Raw genomic sequence first — 19,584 nt, 5'->3', positions numbered from 1 at the left:
GTGAAGGTCCTGCGCACACCGCAGGACGGGGCCTCCGCACAGCGGACCCCCGGCCGCCGGGGCTACCGTTGGCCGGTGCCCTCCTCCCGCGTGCCCGACCTCGCCCCCGGGCCGGCCGCTGCTGCGTCCCGGCCGCGCGGAACCCTCCGCGGCGTCCCGCTCCGGGACCGCGCGGCCGAGCTGTTCCGGTTCGGTTCCGTCGGCACCGCCGCGTTCGTCGTGGACATGGGCGTGTACAACCTGCTCCGGTTCGGGCCGGTGGGCCTGCTGCAGGAGAAGCCGCTCACCGCGCGCGTCATCGCCGTCGTGCTTGCGACCCTCGTCTCGTGGCTCGGCAGCCGGCACTGGACCTTCGCGGGCCAGCGCACCCATCGCCAGGGCCGCGAGCTCCTGCTGTTCGGCGTGATCAACGTGCTCGGCATCGGCATCACGGTCGGAACCCTGGCCTTCTCGCACTACGTCCTGGGCTACGCGGGGCCGTTCGCGGACAACGTGGCCAACGTCGTCGGGATCGTCCTCGGCACCGTCGTCCGCTACGTCGGCTACAAGACCTTCGTCTTCACCGGCACGGCGACCGTGCCGACGGCGCTCGCCGAGGTCGGCCACCGCGCGCGGGAGCAGGGCTCGACGCCCGAGGTCCGCGGGGTCGTCCCGCGACCCGCGGCGGACGGCGACAGCCGCTCCTGACGCGGTCGAGCCGCGTCAGCGGCAGACGAACGCCGCGTGCAGCGAGTTCTCCCAGCGGTTGAGCTCCTCGGGGTACCGGACCACCTCGACGGAGCCGAAGACCTCGCGGAGCCGCTCCGCCTGGCGGTCGACCTGCGGGTACCGGCCGACGTAGCGTCGGCCGAACGCCTCCGACCACGCGTCGACCTCGACGTCGTCGTCCCGGCCGCACTGGTTCTTCACGACGACCAGTCCACCCGGGGTGGCGTCGCGCAGCAGGCGGTAGGTCGCCGCCTCCTGCTCGGGCGTCAGGTGCGTCACCACGCCGAACAGCGTGGCCGCGTCGGACGGGCCCTCCGGGTGGTAGGACGTCAGCTCGGAGACCACCGTGGTGATCCGCGGGTCCTCGGGGATGCGCTCGAGGAACTCGGGGATCATGTCGACGGCGGTCACGTGGCTGAACTTGTCGAGCAGCGCGAGGAACAGGTCACCGGTCCCGCAGCCGAGGTCGAGCAGCGTGCTCCCGGGCTCGGTCAGCGAGTCGAGCAGCGCCACGTCGACCGCGAGCATCTGCTCGTCCGTCCAGCGGATGGACGACGTGGTGGCACGCGCCCGGTCCTTCCAGAACTCGTGCGCGAAATCGTCGATCATGACAGCCCCGTCTCGTCGGTCAGGTAGCGGATCCAGCCGGCCATCGCCGGCACCTCGTCCGGGAAGTCGACCTCGCGCGCACGGATGGGCCGCGCGCGCACCGGGAGCAGACCACGGACCAGCTCGAAGACGTGTCCGTCGTCGGGGCCCAGCCGGACGTCCCGGGGGTCGAAGGTGATCAGCCCGGACCACTCGCGGTCGCCCGGACGCAGCTCGCGGTCGAAGCCGTGCGCCACCAGCCCTCCGTCGTCGCGCGCGACCCGCACGAGCACCGGCTCGTTGCTCTGCACGGGCAGCACACCGAGCGTCGGCTCCTCGGCGTGCACGAAGGCGGTGAGGTCCTCCGGGTGCACGATCAGGTCGCAGTCCAGCGAGACCACGCGCCCGTCGACGCCCCGGGCGCCCCGCACCAGGCTGGACGCGGTCCCGGTGGACAGGTACTGGTGGTTGAGCACGACGGTGGCGTCGGGCCGCACCGCGAACACGACGTCGGCGACCTCCGACGCCTGGTAGCCGAGCACCACCCGCACGTCGGGCACGTCCGCCAGCATCGCGAGCTGCCAGGCGATGAGCGGCCGCCCCTCGACCTCGAGCAGCGCCTTCGGACGGTCGAGCCCGAGGCGCGACCCCAGGCCCGCGGCATTCACCACCACTGACGCAGGAACCGGCACAGGGTCTCCTCTCGTGCGAAGGCGTAGTCGGCCACCTCCATGAGCGGCCGCGCCGCCGCGTGCACGCCGCACCAGGCGACGCCCACGTCCGCGTGCCGCACCATGACCGCGTCGTTCGCGCCGTCACCGATGGCGATCGAGAACTCGGCGGGGTACCGCTCGAACGCGGTCTGCTTGTTCAGGACCGTGCGCACGCCGCGCACGCGCCCGTCGGCCACGTCGGCCTCGGAGGCGAGCCCGCGCAGGCCGTGCCGCTCGAGGAACGGGGCGATCCACACGTCCAGGTTGCCCGTCACGACGACCACCCGTTCCGGGTGCTCCAGCAGGAGCCCCAGGAGCTCCTCGAACACGGGCGCCGCCAGGATCGCCTCGTGCACCGCCGCGATCGGGACGTCACGGAGCATCTCCACCCGGCGGCGGAAGCTGACGTCGAAGGGCAGCCGCCCGGACAGCGTGTCGTCCGTCAGCCGCTCCATCTCCTGCTCGATGCCGGCGCGACGGGCGATCGCCGGAAGGAGCTCGGTGCGGGTCAGCGTGCCGTCGAGGTCGACGAACACCGTCGGCGCGGTCACGCGCGCCCTCGCGCGAGCGCGTCCGACACGGCCGACAGGAACGCCTCGACGTCGAACGGCGCAGCAGCCGGCCGCACCCGACCGGCCTGTGCCGCTGCGACGGGGAAGTCCTCGTCGCGGCAGACCACCACGTCGACCGAGTCGAGCTGCCCGGCGAAGGTGCGGTCGCCCTCCGGGGGCAGCACCACCAGGGGCCGGTGCCCGGCGTCCGACGCCTCCGCCAGCACGGAGCTCGGCCCGTTGGTCACGACGAGCGGGGTGTGCCGCGCGACCAGCGCCGCGGGGAGGAGCGGGTCGAGCAGCGGGACGCCGTCCTCGCGGAGCGCGTCGGCGAGGCTCTCGATCCCCGGCCACACGGGCAGCTTCACGGCCAGGCCCGAGGCGAGCGTGCGGGCCAGCGTCCGGCGCACGAAGTCGGGCCCGCCCTGCTCCATCAGCCAACGGACCTGGGTGAGGAACAGGACGCCCTGGTCGACGGGAGCGGACGACCAGTCCGTGCTGTCCGGCCCGGCGGTCCCCGCCCACCCCACGACGACGGTCGGCACGTGGGCCGACGCCCACCAGGCGTCGCGGTCGGCCGCCGCGTAGAGGTCGACGGTCTGGAGGAGGTCGACCTCGCTGTCCAGGACCGGTTCGGACAGGTCGTGCGGGACGTAGACGAGCAGGTCGGCGCCGAGCCGGTCGCGCAGGACCTGAGGAGCCACGTAGTGGCTGGTCAGACCGGTGAACTCGTCGTAGACACCGCCGGACATGGCGAGGTGCTGCGACGAGACGAGCACGAGCGGCCCGTCCCCGGGAGGTACGACGGACGCGTCCGCCGCACGGTCCGCGAGGTCCACGACGACGGTCCGGTGGCCCAGGTCCGCGAGCCGTCGGCCCAGCGGGCGCAGCGAGAGCTCCGCGCCCAGGCCGACCAGGACGAAGCGCGGGCTCATCGGTCGGTCTCCGTCGCGACGCGACGGGCGAGCAGCCAGGTCACGGCGGGGAGCTCGTCCGCGTCGCCGCGCCGCAGGAGCCTGCCCGGTGTCGGGGTGGCCAGCGTCGTGGCGAGCACGGTCGCGGCGGCCCCGTGGCGGGGACGGTGCGCGACCCGGACCTCGGCGAAGCCGAGCTCGTGCAGGGCGTCGCGCAGCCGCGCGCGGTCGGGCGCCGTCTCGTCCGCCGGGCGCGTCGGGTCCACCACCGACGGCACGACCACCCCGTCGCGGACCGCGCGGAGCACGTCCGGGCGGCCCGACCGCAGCGCGGCCAGGTCGCCGCCCGCGGTGAGCACGAGCACCTCGACCCGCGGCGCGGGCACCTGGTCGCCGACCCCGGCCACGACCTGCGCACCCGGGTCCCGCCCTCGCAGCTCGTGCGCGAGCTCGGGCGCGTAGCGGCCCACGACCCGCACCCGCGACCCCGGCCGGAGGCCCAGCAGCTCCCAGGGGAAGGCCTCCAGCGCGCGGTGGGTGCCGGGTCCGGGCACCGGGGCGGCGAGCTCCGTGAGACCGCGGGACGCGAGGATCCGGGCGGCTGCCTGGTCCGCGGGGTCCAGGTCCGGGGTCGCGCTCGCGCCGGCCAGGGCGAGCGCCCGCTGCGTGTACCGGGGCGTGGCCCGCAGGGCGTCGACGAGCGCCTCGACCGAGTCCGTCTCCTGCCAGTACGCGAGGCCCTGGGCGTCCGGGGGGTGCCCCAGCAGGGCTCGGTAGAGCGCGACGACCACTTCCTGTCCGAGCACGGGGTCCCTTCTCGCTGCGGCTCCGTCCGGGTGACGTCAGAGGCTACCCCAGGCCATTTCCACCTGGCCGGGCCCTCAGCGGTCCAGGGCGTACGCGCTCCAGTCGTCTCCGTGCCCTGTCGCCACCGGGTCGCCCAGCAGCGCGTCCAGCTCCGTCCGGACCGCGACCGCCTCCTCGGCGGTGTAACCGCGCCAGTCGACGTGCACCGCGCAGAACCCGGTGTCCCGCAGCTCGTCCAGCTCCTCGGGCTCGACACGGCTGCCGATCTCCTCCGGCAGCGCGCTGTCGGGCGTCGCCTTGATGGCGCCGAAGGACCAGTCCTTGCCGGGGTTGGTGAGGGCCGGCACCAGGTGCTCGTAGTTGCCGAGGCCCTCGACGTCAGCGACCTCCGGCGTCGCGACGTACGGGAGCTGCAGCACCCCGCACTCCTCGGGCACCTCCGCGTCGAGCGCCTCCGCGTACGTCCGACCGGCGGCGAGCTCGGAGAGTCCCGGGTCCACCAGCGCGTCGTACGACGCGCGGTACGGGGTGACGGAGTCGAGGACGACCACCACCGCGAGGACGGCCGAGACGCCCCAGGCCAGCCTGCCTCCCGTCGACCACCCCAGGTCGCGCCACACCACGCCCGCCGCGGCGACGACGAGCGCGAACAGCACGGGTACCAACCGGTCCCAGCCGCGCAGCTGGGGCGTCACCAGGAAGGAGAACAGGAAGTTCAGCCCCCACGGCACGAAGAAGAGCACGGCCGCGACGAGCAGGCCGAGCACGAGCGACAACGGCACCCGCCCCGTCTCGTCCTCCACCGGCGCGCGCGACGCGCGCATCCGGCGGCGGGACACCACGAAGGCTCCCACCGCGACGAAGGCGATCGCGATCATCGTGAACACCGACCCGCTGTTCGACCACACGAGCACGCCGGAGGTCGGGGTGAGGGTCGCCTGCTCGTACATCGACTGCGCGAGGTCACCGAGCGCGCCCGCACCCGGCAGGTCGCTGAACGGCGTGGGGAGGAGCGCCATGCTGAGCGAACCGGAGTACATGACGCTCTCGACCGGGTAGCGCTGCGCGACGTCCCCCGTGGCCGGGTGCGCACCCGCCCACAGAGCGCTCGGCAGCAGGGTCGCTCCGAGCACCAGCGTGACGATCGCCGCCGGGATCAGAGAGCCGAGAACCACCCGCCACCGGGCGCCGCGGAACACCCGGTAGAGCGCGGCGCACGCGATGAGCAGGATGGCGAAGCACGCGTAGTAGATCCCGCCGGCACCGACGAGCAGCATCGCCACCGCCGACGCGCCGAGCACGACCACCCGACGCTCACGCCACGCCCGCGCCAGCTGTCCGGATCCCACCAGCAGCGCGAGAACGACCGCGAGCACCGCCGGGTACATCGTCGCCAGGTAGACGTGGTCAGGCCGGAGCCAGTGGAACGGGATCGCGGTCAGGCCCAGGGCCGCGACCACCGCGAGCGGCCCACGGAGGCCCACTAGGCGCAGCAGCCACAGACCCGCGAGCGCGGTGAGCGGGAACGACGTGGCGAGCACCAGGTTCAGCGGCAGGAACGGGTCCTGCGTGAACTGGGCGAAGAAGCCGGCCAGTGCGTTGTGCACCGCGTCGCCGGTGGGGTAGTACGGCAGGTGCATCCCTGCGGGGAAGCCCAGGCTGTCGTCCCCGAACGGTGCGCCACGGCCCCACATGTGCGCCGTGGCGTACGCGTAGAGCAGATCACCCATGCCGAGGGGCGCTCGCAGCCGGTCGATGTCCCACCGGAACGCGTGCGCGACCATCGCCGAGCCGAGCAGCGCGACGGCGAGAGCCTCGCCCGGCCAACCGAGCAGCATTCCTCGAGCCCGGTCCCTCGCGCTGCTGCGGGCGGACGCGTCGCGAGCGGGCACGCGGGCGGGCGTGGTCACCTGCCGGTCGGCGGTGTTCTGGGAGGGCATGGTGCTTCCTGGAGTGCTCTGCGGTCGGGAGGAGGCGGTGGCGTGCAGCCCCGAGCGCAGACGCTACCGGCTCTGCGGCCCTGCCGGCCGCGCCACGAGCGTCGTCACCGCCAGCAGCACCACCGCCACGACCGCGACCGTCGCCACGTACGCCGGCGTGAGGTGCCCGGCCAGCACCAGCGCCAGCGCCGCCCCGCCCGCGATCAGCACCCGCACCAGCACCCGCTGCTCGTCCAACCACACCCCGACGGGCCCCGTGCTGATCCCCCGGTGCTCGCCCGCCGTCCGCAGCCCGGTCGCGGCGCGGGTCCAGGACGCCCGCAGCGCGCGCGCCGCCGAGGTCCCGCCCGCCACGAACGCCACCAGGGCCACGACGAGCCCGAGCACGAACGCCGACCGGAGGGCGACCCGCAGGAACGTCACCACCTGGTCGTAGACCACCACGGCCGCGTCGGGACGCTGGACCGCCGGCGGCAGCGCGTCGACGTACACCGAGCGGCCGATGGTCAGCGCGGCACCGAGCAGCAGCATCGCCCCGGCGAGCGACAGCCCTGCGACCACCAGGGCCCGTGAGCGGTGCACCGCCACCAGCACCCCGGCGGCCAGCAGGCCCAGCGACAGCCAGACCAGCCAGGTGCCCAGCACGTCCAGCACCCGGTAGGCGTTCTGCGCCCGGACCAGGTCCGCGCTCTGCATCAGCGGGAAGCTCGCGCTGATCGTGGGCAACCGGTCCACGATCGTGAAGCCCGCGTCCGACAGCGAGGCGCGCACCGTGTCCACCACCCCGGTCAGGTCGACCACCAGCGTGCCCTGCGCGTCGATGCTCGCGATCGCGTCCGGGTCGCCGCGCAGCACCGCGTTCAGCTGCTGGTGCACCGTGCGGTTGGCCTCGTCCCACACCGCCTCGAGCACGTCCGACGTCACCACGGCGTCCACGGCCCGGCGGATGAAGCCCGTCGCCGCGTCGACCAGGGGCTCCTGCAACGAACCGACGAGCGCGGACACCCGGGGCGGCAGCCCGAGGCCGTCCACCGCGGTCACCGCCTCCCCTGCCAGCCCGTCCAGGTCCGCCGCGTCCACGATCGCCCCGGTCACCCGGTTGGTCACGGCGCTCTGGATCTGCGGGTCGTCGACCAGGGGACCGACCGTCGCCAGGTACCGGTCCGTGTCGGTGACGAGGTCCCGGGCCCACACCGCCACCACGGCGACGGGGGCGAGCAGGGCGCCGAGCACCACGAGGACGACCGCGGCGGTCGCGCGGCCGGCGTGCCGCTGCCTCCGGTCCGCGGGCGGGCCGGCGGGACCCCCGGCGGGCGAAGCGGCGGCCGCGTCGGCGGCGGCGCGGGCCGTGGCGGCCGCCCGCAGCTGGGCGTTCTCGGCCTCCAGCGCGGCGATCCGTGCGGTCAGGTCGGCCGCCGCGCCCGGCGCGGGTCGTTGCTCGGCCATCGAGCCCACCCCCTCGGGCGCCCGCGGCGGAGGCGCCCCTCGCGGCGAGGCTAGCGCCGGTGGTCGCGCCGCCGGCCCACCCGCGGGGGGTGAGGGACCCGGCTCAGCGCCGCCGGCGCGCCCGCTCCGAGCGCGGCGAGATGACCGACCCCCGCGGCAGCACCACGTCGGGCGCCATCGCCGCCGGGACGCCCGCGAGGAACAGCGCGAACACCGCCGGCCGCCGCTGCGCGAGCTCCAGCCGCGCGCCGTCCGCGGACGCCAGGTCCCGGGCGAGCGCCAGCCCCAGGCCGGTGCCCTTGCCGGACGTGACCTCGCGCTCGAAGATCCGCGGCGCCAGGTCGTCCGGGACGCCGTCGCCCTCGTCCGCCACCTCGACCACGACCGAGCGCGCGGCGCCCGCGCGGGACCGCACCGTCGTGGTGCCGCCGCCGTGCCGCAGCGAGTTCTCGATCAGCGTCGCCAGCACCTGGGCCAGCGCCCCGGGGGTGGCGAGCACCTGCGCCGTCGGGTCGACCTCGATGACCAGGCGGCGGCCCTCGGCCTCGAAGGTCGGCCGCCACTCCTCCTCCTGCTGGTGCACGACGTCGCCCAGCCGGATCGCCTCCGTCGTCCCGCCCTGCGCGCGCCGCGACCGGGTCAGCAGGTCGTCGACGACCGTGACCAGCCGCTCGACCTGCTCCAGGGAGATCCGCGCCTCCTCCCGCACGGCCGGGTCGTCGGAGGCCAGCATGATCTCCTCGAGCCGCATGGTGAGCGCGGTCAGCGGGGTGCGGAGCTGGTGCGAGGCGTCCGAGGCGAACTGCCGCTCGGCGGCGAGCCGGCCCGCCATCCGGTCGGCGCTGCGCGCGAGCTCGGCGGCCACCAGGTCGATCTCCTCGACCCCGGACGGCTCCAGCTGCGGCCGCACCTGCCCGGAGCCCAGCTGCTCGGCGGACGCCGCGAGGTACACCAGCGGGGCGGCCAGCCGGTTCGCCTGCCAGATGGCCATGCCGATGCCCGCCGCGAACGCGACGATCGCCGCCGCCACGACGAGCCCCATGATCTGGGCGCTCATGAGGAACACGTCCCACCACGGCGCGTACATCGTGATCCGGGCGCCGGTGGTCGCCGTCTCGGTGATCGTGATCGCGCGCTCGGGCACGTCCGGGCCCGCCTGGTAGCGGGCGCCGTCGGTCGTGACGACGAAGATGCTGACCGCGACGCCGCCGCCGCGGTCGACGTACGGCTCGAGCATGGTGTCGGACAGCGGCGTGCCCTCCTGGACGCGGCTGTCGACCTGCCGCGCCAGGTCGGACGCGCGGGTCTCGAGCGACCCGATCTCGTTGTCCCGGACATACTGCGCGCCGAGGAAGGCGAGCGGGAACCCGAGCAGGACGACCGCCACCGTGACGGCCGCGATGGTGGCCTGGAGGACGCGGCGGCGCACGGGTCAGCCCCGGGTGCCCTCGCCGGACTCGAACCGGAAGCCCATTCCCCGCACGGTGCTGATGTAGCGGGGCGCGCTCGCGTCGTCGCCGAGCTTGCGGCGCAGCCAGGACACGTGCATGTCGAGCGTCTTGGTCGAGCCGGTCGGGTCCGAGCCCCAGACCTCGCGCATGAGCGTCTCGCGGGCCACGACGGTGCCGGCCGCGCCGACGAGCACGCGCAGCAGGTCGAACTCCTTGGCGGTGAGGTGCAGCTCGCGCTCGGCCTGGAACGCGCGGTGCGCGGCGACGTCGACGCGGACGTCCTGGCTGCGGAGCTCGTCCTCGTCGGGGGTGTCCCCGCCGGTGCGGCGCAGCAGGGCCCGCACCCGGGCGAGCAGCTCGGCCAGCCGGAACGGCTTGGTCACGTAGTCGTCGGCGCCGGCGTCCAGCCCCACGACGAGGTCGACCTCGTCGGCGCGGGCGGTCAGCACCAGCACCGGGGTGGTCAGCCCCTGGTTCCGGATCGCGCGCGCGACGTCGAGCCCGTCCATGTCGGGCAGGCCGAGGTCCAGGACGACGAGGTCGGCCTCGCTCGCGCGGTCGATCGCACCCTGCCCGGTGCCCTGCACGCGGACGTCGTAGCCCTCGCGGCCGAGCGCGCGCGCCAAGGGCTCGGCAATGGCGGGATCGTCCTCGGCCAGCAGCACCTGGGTCATGGCGCCATGTTAGGTCATGAGACCTTCTAGGACACGGCGCACCGGGGTATCGGTTCGGTGAAGTCGCCCCGTCCGCCCGTGGGCGGACCCCGGGCGGGACCTCCGTCCGCCCCCGGGGGCACGACCGGCCGGCGGCGCCGACCTACGCTGGCGCGATGACGTGGTGGGAACGCCTCACGCGGTGGGAGGAACGCCACCAGCTGCCGATCGACCTCAGCGCGACCGTGCTGACGGGACTCGTCGTCGTCCCCCTCGCGGCGAGCATGGCGCCGAACTCGGGACTGAGCATGTACGCGGGCGCGGTGCTCGCGCTGGCCGCCTGGCTCCCCCTGGGCTGGCGGCGCCGCAACCCCGTGGCGTCCGTCGTCGCCGTCTACGCCGCGTGCCTGCTGCACCTGCTGATCGGCGTGCCGCTGGTCATGCCCTCCGACCTCGCGGTGCTCGTGGCGCTGTACTCCGTGACGGTGCACGGCCCGCGGTGGGCGCACCTGACGGCGATGGGGTCGGCGCTCGTCGGCAACCTCGCGATGGTGAGCGGGCTGCTGCTGCAGTCCTGGAGCGGCAGCGCCGCCGAGGTGGCCGCGTCCGGGATCGCCCTGTGGCTGTTCGCCTCGGTGACGGCCGCCGCGGTGTGGGCGTTCGGGCTGGTCCGGCGCTCGCGCCGGGTGACGATCGCCGCGCTGCGCGACCGCGCGGAGCGGCTCGAGGTCGAGCGCGACCAGCAGGCGCGCATCGCGACCGCCGCCGAGCGCACCCGGATCGCGCGCGAGATGCACGACATCGTCGCCCACTCGCTGTCGGTCGTCGTGGCGCAGGCGGACGGCGGGCGGTACGCCGCCGCCGCGGACCCCGAGGCGGCGACCCGGGCGCTCGGCACGATCGCGGAGACCGGCCGGGCGGCGCTGGCCGACATGCGCCGGCTGCTCGGGGTGCTGCGCGAGCCCGAGCGGGTGCCGGGCGCCCCGGCCCCCGCCGGCGCGCTCGCCCCGGGCACCGCGCCGGCCGGTGCGGCCCCGTACACGCCGCAGCCCGCCGAGCACGACCTGGAGTCCCTCGTGGAGCAGGTCCGCTCCTCCGGGGTCCGCGCGTCCCTGGTCCGGATGGGCACGCCCCGCCGGCTGCCCCCCGGCATCGGCCTCACGGTGTACCGGATCTGCCAGGAGGCCCTGACGAACGTGCTGAAGCACGGCGGCCCCGACGTGACGGTGACGGTGCTGGCGCAGTGGCAGCCGGCCGCGCTCGTCCTCGAGATCACCGACGACGGCCGGGGCGCCGCCGCCGACTCGGACGGCGCCGGGCAGGGCCTGCTCGGCATGCGGGAGCGGGCGACGATGGTCGGCGGCACGCTGAGCGCCGGCCCGCGCCCGGGCGGCGGGTTCCGGGTGCACGCCGAGCTGCCGCTGCCGCCGGGCGCGCCGGTCGACGACCGGGCCGCCGCGCCCGGCACCCTAGGCTGACGCCCATGTCCCCGATCCGCGTCGGCCTCGTCGACGACCAGCAGCTCGTGCGCGCCGGTTTCCGCCTGGTGATCGACTCCCAGCCCGACCTCGAGGTGGTCCTGGAGGCCGGCGACGGCGCCCAGGCCGTGCAGGCGCTCACCGCGGGCACCGCGCAGGCGCAGGTCCTGGGGCCGGTCGACGTCGTGCTGATGGACGTGCGGATGCCGAACCTCGACGGCCTGGCCGCCACCGAGCGGATCGTCGCGGCCGGCACCCCGGACCACCCGGCGCCCCGCATCATCGTGCTCACCACCTTCGACCTCGACGAGTACGTCCTCGCCGCCATCCGCGCGGGCGCCAGCGGCTTCCTGCTCAAGGACGCGCCGCCCGAGGACATGCTGGCCGCGATCCGGACCGTGCACCGGGGCGACGCCGTGATCGCGCCCTCGTCCACCAAGCGGCTGCTGGAGCACCTGGTGACGGCCCTGCCCGCCGAGCAGGAGCGGGTCTCGGCCGGCACCGAGGCGCTCGCCACCCTCACCGACCGCGAGCGCGAGGTGCTGGTGCTCATGGCCCGCGGGCGGTCCAACACCGAGATCGGCGAGGACCTGTACGTCGCCGAGGCCACCGTCAAGACGCACGTCGGGCGGATCCTCGCGAAGCTCGGCGCGCGGGACCGCGTGCAGGCCGTGGTCGTCGCGTACGAGACGGGCCTGGTGGTCCCCGGGGCGTGACCCGGGCGCGGGCCGGGTGCGGCCCCGGTCGGGCCGCGACGGCCCCGGGTCGTACCCCGGGATGACGTGAGGTCCGGACCGGGGGTGGACGCGGCTGCGCGGGCGGACTCCGTAGCGTCGGGGACGACCCGATCCGACCGTCCCAGGAGCACAGCCGTGGACCCGTTCGTCCCCGCCCCCGCCGCCAGCACCGGCCCGATCCCGCCGCACGGCGCGTCCGACGCGCCCGGCGCCGCCCAGCCGGGCCGAGCCGCGCGGGAGGCCGCCGTCCGCGCCCGCGGCCTGACCAAGGTCTACGGCCGCGGCGAGGCCGAGGTGCGTGCCCTCGCCGGGGTCGACGTCGACTTCGCCGCCGGCGAGTTCACCGCGATCATGGGCCCGTCCGGCTCCGGCAAGTCGACGCTGATGCACGTGCTCGCCGGCCTCGACGCCGCCACCTCCGGCTCCGCGTTCCTCGGGCGGACCGACGTGACCACGCTCGACGACGACGCGCTCACCCGCCTGCGCCGCGACCGGGTCGGCTTCGTGTTCCAGTCGTTCAACCTGCTGCCGATGTTCACGGCCGAGCAGAACATCCTGCTGCCGCTCGAGCTCGCCGGGGCCAAGGCCGACCGCGCGTGGTTCGACACCCTGGTCGCCACGCTCGGCCTCGGGCAGCGGCTCACCCACCGCCCGTCCGAGCTGTCCGGCGGCCAGCAGCAGCGCGTCGCGATCGCCCGCGCGCTGATCGCCAAGCCCGAGGTCGTGTTCGCGGACGAGCCCACCGGCAACCTCGACTCGCGCTCCGGCGCCGAGGTGCTGAGCTTCCTGCGCCGCTCCGTCCGCGAGCTGGGCCGCACGATCATCATGGTCACGCACGACCCGACCGCCGCCGCCTACGCCGACCGCGTGGTGCTGCTCGCCGACGGCCGGATCGCGGGCGACATCGTCGACCCGACCCCCGAGGCCGTGCTCGCCGGGCTCGACGCGCTGCGCCAGCTCGAGGTCACCGAGACGCCGGTGGGTGCCTGATGTGGCGGCTCACCCTGGCGCAGATGCGCCGCAGCCTCGGCCGGCTCACCGCCGCGGGCATCGCGGTCGCCATCGGCACGGCGTTCATCGCCGCGACGCTGCTCGCCGGCACGATCATGCAGCGCATCTCGTACGACTCGATCACCGCGTCCTACGGGACCGCCGACCTGATCGCGGACGCCGGTAACGGCGTCTCTCTCGACGAGAAGATCGTCGAGGCGGTCCGGGACACACCGGGCGTCGCCGCCGCCGACCCCCGGGTCGTGGCCCCCTACATCGCGATGTCCGCCGGCGACCGCGAGATCACCCAGACGCTCGTCCCCGTGGCGAGCGACCCGGCCTTCGACACCCAGCACGTCACCGAGGGCGCGCTGCCGACCGCGGACGGCCAGATCGCGCTGCCCGAGCGGGCGGCCGAGCGGCTGCACGTGGGCGTCGGGGACACCGTGGCGGTGTCGTACTACCGGTGGCAGGACGCCGCCGGGGCCTCGGCCGCCACGGGGGACGCGGACGCCGCGGCCACGGGGGACGCGACCGGGTCGCCGGACGCCGTCGCCACGGCGCCCGCGGAGGACCCCGCCGGCGCGACCGCCGGCGCTGCGGACGGCGCGACCGCCGCCCCCTCGGACGAGGCGACGGGCGCCCCCGGCGACCCCGAGGGCAGCTACCGCGAGGTCCGGGCCGACGCCGAGGTCGTCGGCCTGACCACCGACCCGACGTCGGCCTGGGCCCAGTACGGCGGCGCCGCTCTGGCCACCCTCGACGACACCCTGCTGTGGGCCGGTTTCGGCGAGGGCGACGGGGCACCGACCCTCGCGGACGCCGCGACCTCGCAGCTGCTGCTCGCCGTCGACGACGGCGCCGACACCGCGACCGTCGTCGACGCGGTCCAGGGCGTCCTCACCGCCTCGGGCAGCACGGACCCGATCGTCCTCACCCGCGACGCGGCCGCCGAGCGCAGCCTGTCCGGCGGCGACGGCACCGGCCCGATCCTGGTGGTCGTGCTCGCGTTCGCCGCGGTGGCGATGATCGTCGCCGGCCTCGTCATCGCGAACACCTTCCAGGTGCTCGTCGCCCAGCGCACCCGGACGCTCGCGCTGCTCCGGTGCGTCGGCGCCGTGCGGTCCCAGGTGCGCCGGTCCGTGCTGCTGGAGGCCTCCCTGCTCGGCTTCGCGGCCTCCGTCGCGGGCGCGCTGCTCGGCACCGCGCTGGTGCAGGTCGCGCTGCTGGTCATGCAGAACGCTGACCTGCCGTTCCCGGTGCCGTCCGTCGTCCGCCCGACCGTCGCGAGCGTCGTGGCGCCGCTGGCCGTCGGTGTGGTCGTCACCGTGCTCGCCGCCCTGACGCCGGCCCGGGTCGCCACCCGGGTCGCCCCGATCGCCGCGCTGCGCCCGGCCGACGCGCCCGCGGCCGGCAGCCGCGCGGGCCGGTTCCGGCTCGTCGTCAGCCTGGTCCTGGTCATCGGCGGCACGCTGATGCTCGCCGCCGGGGTCGCCCTGTCGCAGCAGATCCTCGTCGCGGCCGTCGGCATCGCGATCCTCGGCGGGGCGGCGTCGTTCGTCGGCCTGCTGGTCGGCGCGGTGTTCTGGATGCCCAAGGTCGTCGCCGCGATCGGCCGCCTGGTCGGCCGGTTCGGGATGCCGGCACGGCTCGCCGCGGCGAACACCGGCCGGAACCCGGCGCGCACCGCCGCCACCAGCACCGCGCTGCTGATCGGCGTCACGCTCGTCGCGATGATGAGCACCGGCGCCGTGACCGCGCGGGCCACCCTGGACGACGAGCTCGACACCCGGTACCCGGTCGACCTCGCGGTCGCGGCGCCGTTCACCACCGACGAGAACGGCAACCCGGTCACCGAGGCGCTGCCCGCCGGCACCGTCGAGGCGCTGGCCGACATCCCCGGGGTCGAGTCGTCGGCCACGCTCGTCCGGGACAGCGTGGAGATCGACGGCACCCAGACCGTCGACGCGCTCGGCATCACCCCGGACCAGGCCGCGGCCGTCCTCCGCGACACCGACCTGGCCGCGGCCGTCGGCGACGGCACCGTCGTGGTCCCCGAGGCCGTCGCGAAGAGCGCCGGCATCACCGACGGCGACCGGGTCCCCGTCGCCCGCACCGAGGGCTCCGGCGTCGGCACGCCCGTCGACCTCACGGCGGTCGTCGTCCCGCTGGACAGCTGGTTCGTCCTGGTCACGCCGAGCACGCTCGACGACCTCGGCTCCCCGGGGACGCTCAGCACCGCCTGGCTGCGGGTGGCGGACGTCCTCGACTCCGGTCAGGTCGTGCAGCAGGTGCAGGACCTCACGTCGGACTCCGTGCTGGAGATCACCGGCGCGGCGCTCGAGCGGGCGCTGTACCAGCGGGCGATCGACACCCTGCTCGCGGTGGTCGTGGGGCTGCTGGCGGTGGCGGTCGTGATCGCGCTGATCGGCGTGACCAACACGCTGTCCCTGTCGGTCATCGAGCGGCGCCGCGAGTCGGCCACGCTCCGGGCCCTGGGCCTCACGCGGCGCCAGCTGCGGGCGTCGATGGCCGTCGAGGGCGCGCTGATCGCGGGCGTCGGGGCGGTCGTCGGGATCGCGCTCGGGCTGGCGTACGGCTGGCTCGGGTCGGCCGCGGTGCTCGCCGGCATCGCGGACCTGCAGCTGCGGGTGCCGTGGGCCGACCTCGGGCTGGTGCTCGGCGTGGCGCTCGTGGCGGGCGTGCTCGCCTCGGCGCTGCCCGGCCGCACGGCCGCCCGGACGCCCCCGGTCGCGGCCCTCGCGGTCGACTGACCCGGCGACCGGCAGACCGGCGCGCGCCCGGCGGGGGACTCCCCCGCCGGGCGCGCGGCGCGTTCCCGCCCGCTGCCCGCCTCTGCCGACGTCGGTGCTCCGCGCCGAGATCGGTCGTCGCGGGCGCCGATCTCGGCGGGAAGCACCGGTCTCGCGGATGGCGCGGCGGGCGGGTCAGTCCTCGCGGCCGGCGGTGCCCGTGGTCCAGGCGACGACCGTCGGGGTGACCAGCAGGGCGCCGACGACCACCGCCAGCGCCAGCACGGCGACCGACCAGGCGGCGACCTCGACACCCAGCCAGCCCACCGCCAGCACGACCAGCAGGATCTGCACCGTCATCACCGGCGACCGTCCCCAGCGGTGCCCCCGGAGCAGCGCGCGCCCCGCACCGCCCAGCACGGCGGCGATGCCGGCGGCGAGCAGGATCAGGAACACCACGGGACCGGGCATCGACGTGCCGCGCACGAGCGCGACGACCAGCGCGACGGCGATCACCGCGACGGCGAGCGACTGCAGCAGCACGAGGCCGGCGAGCAGCCGCACGGCGCCCGGCGCGGCGGCCGGCCGGGGCGACGGGGACGGCTGAGGGGTGCGGGATGCGGTCACGCGCCGACCCTACGCGCGCCGCGGGTGAATCGGCGGGGCGTCCCCGCAGGTCCCGACGGGACTCGCCCACGGGCCAGGGACGATGGTCCCGACGGCCGGACCGGTTGGCGCGCGACGCCCGTGCAGGAGTAGCGTGCGCCCCAGGCGTTCAGGGTGCACACAGATGTGACCGACGCCTCAGTCGTCACGCGCAAGAAACCTGCGCGTAACCCCTTGTGCGCCCTCCGGCAGCCATGTGAATCTTGTACTCAGCAGTTCGATCCCCCCGAGCGCCGACGCTCACGCCCCCCGCCTCCTTCTGTGCGTCGGACGTGTGCTCGAGCGCCCATGCCACCCAGCCCCCTGGTCGTGGCATGCCCCTGTGCTGAGGAGAGTTTCGATGGATTGGCGCCACCAGGCAGCGTGTCTGACCGAGGACCCCGAGCTGTTCTTCCCGATCGGCAACACGGGCCCGGCCCTGCTGCAGATCGAGGAGGCCAAGGCCGTGTGCCGCCGGTGCGACGTCGTCGACACCTGCCTCAAGTGGGCGCTGGAGTCCGGCCAGGACGCCGGCGTGTGGGGCGGTCTCTCCGAGGACGAGCGGCGCGCCCTCAAGCGCCGCACCGCCCGCCAGCGCCGCGCGGGCTGACCCCCGCCGCGCAGCACGACCCCCGACGCCCGCCGAGCCCCTCCCCCCGGGGCACGGCGGGCGTCGCCGTTCCTGCCCGCGGCCCGCTCGCCGCGACGCCCGCCGCCCACGCCACGCCGCCGCGCGTCGCGTCGCGTCGCGTCGCCGCGCGTCGTCGAGTCTCCGGATCGTGCCTCTGCCCGCGCCACCGCTCACAGTCCGCTTCCGCAGACTCGGCGGGTCCGCTCCCTCGGGGTCGCCCGGGCGCGGACGCGGGGGCGGACGCGGGGGCGCCGCGGGGCGTCAGGCGACGGTCGCGGCCGCGTCGCGGCCCGGGGTGCGCAGCGTCGCGCGCAGCGTGACCTCGGTGCCGCCGCCCTCCCGCGGGGACCAGGCGATGGACCCGCGCAGCTCGTTCGTCACGAGGGTGGACACGATCTGCGTCCCGAGGCCGGTGCCCGGACCGGCGCCGCTGCCGCCCGACTCCGCGGGGATGCCCGCGCCGTCGTCCGCGACGGTCACGGTGAGGTCGTCCTCGACGCGCTCGGCGGTGACCTCGACCGACCCCGAGTCCCGCCCGGCCAGCCCGTGCTCGACGGCGTTCGTCACCAGCTCGGTGAGCACGAGCGCCAGCGCGGTGGCGTCCTCGGCGGACACCGGCCCGAAGGTGCCGCGGACCAGCGTCCGCACCGACGCGCCGGCGGACGCCACGTCGGCGGCGAGCCGCAGCGACCGGCCGACCAGCTCGTCGAACACCACGGTCTCGTCGAGGGTCTGCGACAGCGTCTCGTGCACCAGCGCGATGGTCGCGACCCGGCGCATGGCCTCCTCGAGGGCCGCACGGGCCTCGGGGACGTTCATCCGGCGGGCCTGGAGCCGCAGCAGCGCCGCCACCGTCTGCAGGTTGTTCTTCACGCGGTGGTGGATCTCGCGGATCGTCGCGTCCTTGGTGATGAGCTCGCGCTCGCGGCGGCGCAGCTCGGACACGTCGCGGCACAGCAGCACCGCGCCGATCCGCTCCCCCTCCTCGGACAGCGGGACGGCGCGCAGGGACAGCGCCACGCCGTGCGCCTCGATGTCGGTCCGCCACGGCGCCCGGCCCATCAGCACCAGCGGCATCGACTCGTCGACCGGCGAGTTCTGCTCGATCAGGTCGGCGACCACCTCGACCAGCGAGCGGCCGACGAGGTCGTCCATCGCGCCGAACCGGTGGAAGCAGGACAGCGCGTTCGGGCTGGCGTACAGCACCTCGCCCTCGGAGTTCAGCCGCACCAGGCCGTCGGCGACGCGCGGGGCTCCCCGGCGCGGGCCGGTCGCGGCGTTCGTCATCGGGAACTCCCCGCGGGCGATCATCCCCATGATGTCGTCGGCGGCCTCGACGTAGTTCAGCTCCAGGCGGCTGGGCGTGCGGGCCCCGCCGAGGTTGGTCTGCCGGGCGATGACGGCGATGGCGCGGCCCTCGTGCACGACCGGCACCGCCTCCTCGCGCACCGCGTACGACCCGAACCAGCGCGGCTCGCGCGACCGCTGCGCCCGGACCTCGCTCAGCGAGCGCTCGAGCTGGGGTCGCTGCCCCTCGGGCGCGCGCGAGCCCACCACGTCGTCGTAGTGCACGGTCGCGCCGGTGCTCGGCCGCGCCTGCGCGATCGCGACGAAGTCGCCGTCGTCGGTGGGCAGCCACAGCACGAGGTCGGCGAACGCGAGGTCCGAGATGACCTGCCAGTCGCCGACCAGCAGGTGCAGCCACTCGAGGTCCGCGGCGTCGAGGTGGGCGTGGCGCTGCGCGAGCTCGCTCAGGGTGGACACGGCCCCAGGGTACGGCGCAGGGGGGCGCGTCCCCGGGCCCGTCCCACCCCGCGGCACGTGACGCGTCCCACGCCCGCCGCCCGACCGGGACGCGCGCCGGCGCCCGGGCGGATACTGTCGTCGGAACCGCACCTCCCCCGCGACCGCCCGCGCACCTCGGAAGGACCCGAACGCCCGTGCACCTGCAGGTCACCGTCCCCGTCCCGACCGATCCCCGCACCGCCGGGACGATGCTGGCCGACCCGGTGTACGTCCGGGCGAAGGTGCTGGCGAGCGGCGCCGAGGTGCTGCACGTCGACGTCGCCCCCGCCGAGGACGGCGCGCTGACGGTGACGACCCGGCGCGCGCTGCCGACGGACCTGATCCCGCCGAACGTCCGCGCGTTCGTCGGCTCGACGCTCGAGGTGCGCCAGGTGGAGGCCTGGGAGCCCGCGGCGGCGGACGGGTCCCGGACGGGCACGGTCGCCGTGGAGATCGCCGGCGCCCCGGTGCGGCTGACGGGGACGGTCGCCCTGACGGCGGCCGCGAGCGGCTCCGAGATCACCTACGACGGCGACCTCAAGGCGAACGTCCCGCTGTTCGGGTCCGCCGTCGAGCAGGCGGCCGCGAAGGCCGTGCGCGGCGCGCTCGAGGCCGAGGCCGGCGTGGCGCGCGAGTGGGTCGCGAGCACGCACGAGGCGTAACGATTGCGTAACGCGGTCGGCGGCTGAACGTCTCTGACCAGCGGTAACGCGTCGGTGGGACCGCTTCCACACCCGTTTGCCCACCCCCTCGCTTGACTTCCCCCACCCCCGGGCGACAAGGTGCCTGACATG

The 19,584-nt window shown here is 75.5% G+C and carries 18 protein-coding genes; 7 read left to right on the top strand and 11 right to left on the bottom strand.

The genetic code is table 11. The annotated features are described in order from the left end of the window. Nucleotides 1–75: 75 nt before the first annotated feature. Nucleotides 76–687: a GtrA family protein gene (locus FS882_RS21580; protein WP_262348119.1), complete on the top strand. Its 612-nt coding sequence runs from the start codon at nucleotides 76–78 to the stop codon at nucleotides 685–687. 15 nt (nucleotides 688–702) lie between these two features. Here FS882_RS21580 and FS882_RS06660 read toward each other — a convergent pair whose 3' ends face one another. The 9 genes from FS882_RS06660 to FS882_RS06625 all read right to left on the bottom strand — a co-directional run bounded on the left by FS882_RS06660 (nucleotide 703) and on the right by FS882_RS06625 (nucleotide 9,792). Beyond that, on the bottom strand, nucleotides 703–1,317 hold the full coding sequence (locus FS882_RS06660) for a class I SAM-dependent methyltransferase (RefSeq protein ID WP_158372192.1): 615 nt from the start codon (nucleotides 1,315–1,317) through the stop codon (nucleotides 703–705). Beyond that, nucleotides 1,314–1,970, bottom strand: a complete 657-nt coding sequence (locus FS882_RS06655; RefSeq protein WP_187365171.1) for an NTP transferase domain-containing protein — start codon at nucleotides 1,968–1,970, stop codon at nucleotides 1,314–1,316. Before FS882_RS06655 ends, FS882_RS06660 begins: the two co-directional genes overlap by 4 nt. Beyond that, nucleotides 1,961–2,560 carry an HAD-IB family phosphatase gene (locus tag FS882_RS20880; RefSeq protein WP_187365170.1) on the bottom strand — a complete coding sequence of 200 codons (600 nt, stop codon included), beginning with the start codon at nucleotides 2,558–2,560 and terminating at the stop codon, nucleotides 1,961–1,963. The genes FS882_RS06655 and FS882_RS20880 overlap by 10 nt, the downstream gene beginning before the upstream one ends. After that, on the bottom strand, nucleotides 2,557–3,495 hold the full coding sequence (locus tag FS882_RS20875; RefSeq protein WP_187365169.1) for a hypothetical protein: 939 nt from the start codon (nucleotides 3,493–3,495) through the stop codon (nucleotides 2,557–2,559). The genes FS882_RS20880 and FS882_RS20875 overlap by 4 nt, the downstream gene beginning before the upstream one ends. Further along, the gene (locus tag FS882_RS06645) at nucleotides 3,492–4,280 is read right to left on the bottom strand and encodes a hypothetical protein (protein WP_158372186.1); all 789 of its coding nucleotides are present in this window, start codon (nucleotides 4,278–4,280) and stop codon (nucleotides 3,492–3,494) included. The genes FS882_RS20875 and FS882_RS06645 overlap by 4 nt, the downstream gene beginning before the upstream one ends. A gap of 75 nt (nucleotides 4,281–4,355) precedes the next feature. Then, nucleotides 4,356–6,221: a hypothetical protein gene (locus FS882_RS06640; protein WP_158372184.1), complete on the bottom strand. Its 1,866-nt coding sequence runs from the start codon at nucleotides 6,219–6,221 to the stop codon at nucleotides 4,356–4,358. A 63-nt stretch (nucleotides 6,222–6,284) separates the two neighbouring features. Next, the gene (locus tag FS882_RS06635) at nucleotides 6,285–7,667 is read right to left on the bottom strand and encodes a hypothetical protein (RefSeq protein WP_158372182.1); all 1,383 of its coding nucleotides are present in this window, start codon (nucleotides 7,665–7,667) and stop codon (nucleotides 6,285–6,287) included. A gap of 103 nt (nucleotides 7,668–7,770) precedes the next feature. Next, nucleotides 7,771–9,096 carry an ATP-binding protein gene (locus tag FS882_RS06630; protein ID WP_158372180.1) on the bottom strand — a complete coding sequence of 442 codons (1,326 nt, stop codon included), beginning with the start codon at nucleotides 9,094–9,096 and terminating at the stop codon, nucleotides 7,771–7,773. A gap of 3 nt (nucleotides 9,097–9,099) precedes the next feature. Continuing rightward, complete coding sequence (locus tag FS882_RS06625) at nucleotides 9,100–9,792, bottom strand: response regulator transcription factor (protein ID WP_154730876.1); 693 nt, start codon at nucleotides 9,790–9,792, stop codon at nucleotides 9,100–9,102. Between the two features lie 155 nt (nucleotides 9,793–9,947). Here FS882_RS06625 and FS882_RS06620 point away from each other — a divergent pair, with 155 nt between their 5' ends. From FS882_RS06620 to FS882_RS06605, 4 genes are all read left to right on the top strand, one after another. Next, complete coding sequence (locus tag FS882_RS06620; protein ID WP_158372178.1) at nucleotides 9,948–11,249, top strand: sensor histidine kinase; 1,302 nt, start codon at nucleotides 9,948–9,950, stop codon at nucleotides 11,247–11,249. Nucleotides 11,250–11,254: 5 nt separating this feature from the next. Continuing rightward, a complete protein-coding gene (locus FS882_RS06615; protein ID WP_158372176.1) occupies nucleotides 11,255–11,965 on the top strand; it encodes a response regulator in 711 nt (236 codons plus the stop codon). Nucleotides 11,966–12,247: 282 nt separating this feature from the next. Next, the gene (locus FS882_RS06610; protein ID WP_262348143.1) at nucleotides 12,248–12,976 is read left to right on the top strand and encodes an ABC transporter ATP-binding protein; all 729 of its coding nucleotides are present in this window, start codon (nucleotides 12,248–12,250) and stop codon (nucleotides 12,974–12,976) included. Nucleotides 12,977–12,999: 23 nt separating this feature from the next. After that, complete coding sequence (locus FS882_RS06605) at nucleotides 13,000–15,750, top strand: FtsX-like permease family protein (protein WP_187365168.1); 2,751 nt, start codon at nucleotides 13,000–13,002, stop codon at nucleotides 15,748–15,750. Nucleotides 15,751–15,924: 174 nt separating this feature from the next. On the opposite strand, the gene FS882_RS06600 is transcribed toward FS882_RS06605, so the two are convergent. Then, nucleotides 15,925–16,356, bottom strand: a complete 432-nt coding sequence (locus tag FS882_RS06600; RefSeq protein ID WP_262348117.1) for a hypothetical protein — start codon at nucleotides 16,354–16,356, stop codon at nucleotides 15,925–15,927. Between the two features lie 379 nt (nucleotides 16,357–16,735). Here FS882_RS06600 and FS882_RS06595 point away from each other — a divergent pair, with 379 nt between their 5' ends. Further along, on the top strand, nucleotides 16,736–16,984 hold the full coding sequence (locus tag FS882_RS06595) for a WhiB family transcriptional regulator (RefSeq protein ID WP_147794125.1): 249 nt from the start codon (nucleotides 16,736–16,738) through the stop codon (nucleotides 16,982–16,984). 282 nt (nucleotides 16,985–17,266) lie between these two features. Here the strand turns inward: FS882_RS06595 and FS882_RS06590 are convergent, their stop codons facing one another. After that, on the bottom strand, nucleotides 17,267–18,769 hold the full coding sequence (locus tag FS882_RS06590; protein ID WP_158372172.1) for a sensor histidine kinase: 1,503 nt from the start codon (nucleotides 18,767–18,769) through the stop codon (nucleotides 17,267–17,269). A 176-nt stretch (nucleotides 18,770–18,945) separates the two neighbouring features. On the opposite strand from FS882_RS06590, the gene FS882_RS06585 reads away from it, so the two are divergent. Continuing rightward, a complete protein-coding gene (locus FS882_RS06585; RefSeq protein WP_158372170.1) occupies nucleotides 18,946–19,452 on the top strand; it encodes a DUF2505 domain-containing protein in 507 nt (168 codons plus the stop codon). The last annotated feature ends 132 nt before the right edge of the window (nucleotides 19,453–19,584 follow it).

The organism is Cellulosimicrobium cellulans, from assembly GCF_007679345.1.
In the GTDB taxonomy this organism is placed as follows: domain Bacteria; phylum Actinomycetota; class Actinomycetes; order Actinomycetales; family Cellulomonadaceae; genus Cellulomonas; species Cellulomonas cellulans_A.
The sequence above is the reverse complement of the archived record's forward strand: the minus strand, read 5'-3'. Positions and strand labels throughout refer to the sequence as shown.

Bases quoted from the DNA above. Each gene is read 5' to 3' on its own strand.
- FS882_RS20875 (WP_187365169.1), bottom strand. From the start codon at position 3,495: ATGAGCCCGCGCTTCGTCCTGGTCGGCCTGGGCGCGGAGCTCTCGCTG.
- FS882_RS06640 (WP_158372184.1), bottom strand. From the start codon at position 6,221: ATGCCCTCCCAGAACACCGCCGACCGGCAGGTGACCACGCCCGCCCGC.
- FS882_RS06635 (WP_158372182.1), bottom strand. From the start codon at position 7,667: ATGGCCGAGCAACGACCCGCGCCGGGCGCGGCGGCCGACCTGACCGCA.
- FS882_RS06605 (WP_187365168.1), top strand. From the start codon at position 13,000: ATGCGCCGCAGCCTCGGCCGGCTCACCGCCGCGGGCATCGCGGTCGCC.
- FS882_RS06660 (WP_158372192.1), bottom strand. From the start codon at position 1,317: ATGATCGACGATTTCGCGCACGAGTTCTGGAAGGACCGGGCGCGTGCC.
- FS882_RS06620 (WP_158372178.1), top strand. From the start codon at position 9,948: ATGACGTGGTGGGAACGCCTCACGCGGTGGGAGGAACGCCACCAGCTG.
- FS882_RS06615 (WP_158372176.1), top strand. From the start codon at position 11,255: ATGTCCCCGATCCGCGTCGGCCTCGTCGACGACCAGCAGCTCGTGCGC.
- FS882_RS06625 (WP_154730876.1), bottom strand. From the start codon at position 9,792: ATGACCCAGGTGCTGCTGGCCGAGGACGATCCCGCCATTGCCGAGCCC.
- FS882_RS06595 (WP_147794125.1), top strand. From the start codon at position 16,736: ATGGATTGGCGCCACCAGGCAGCGTGTCTGACCGAGGACCCCGAGCTG.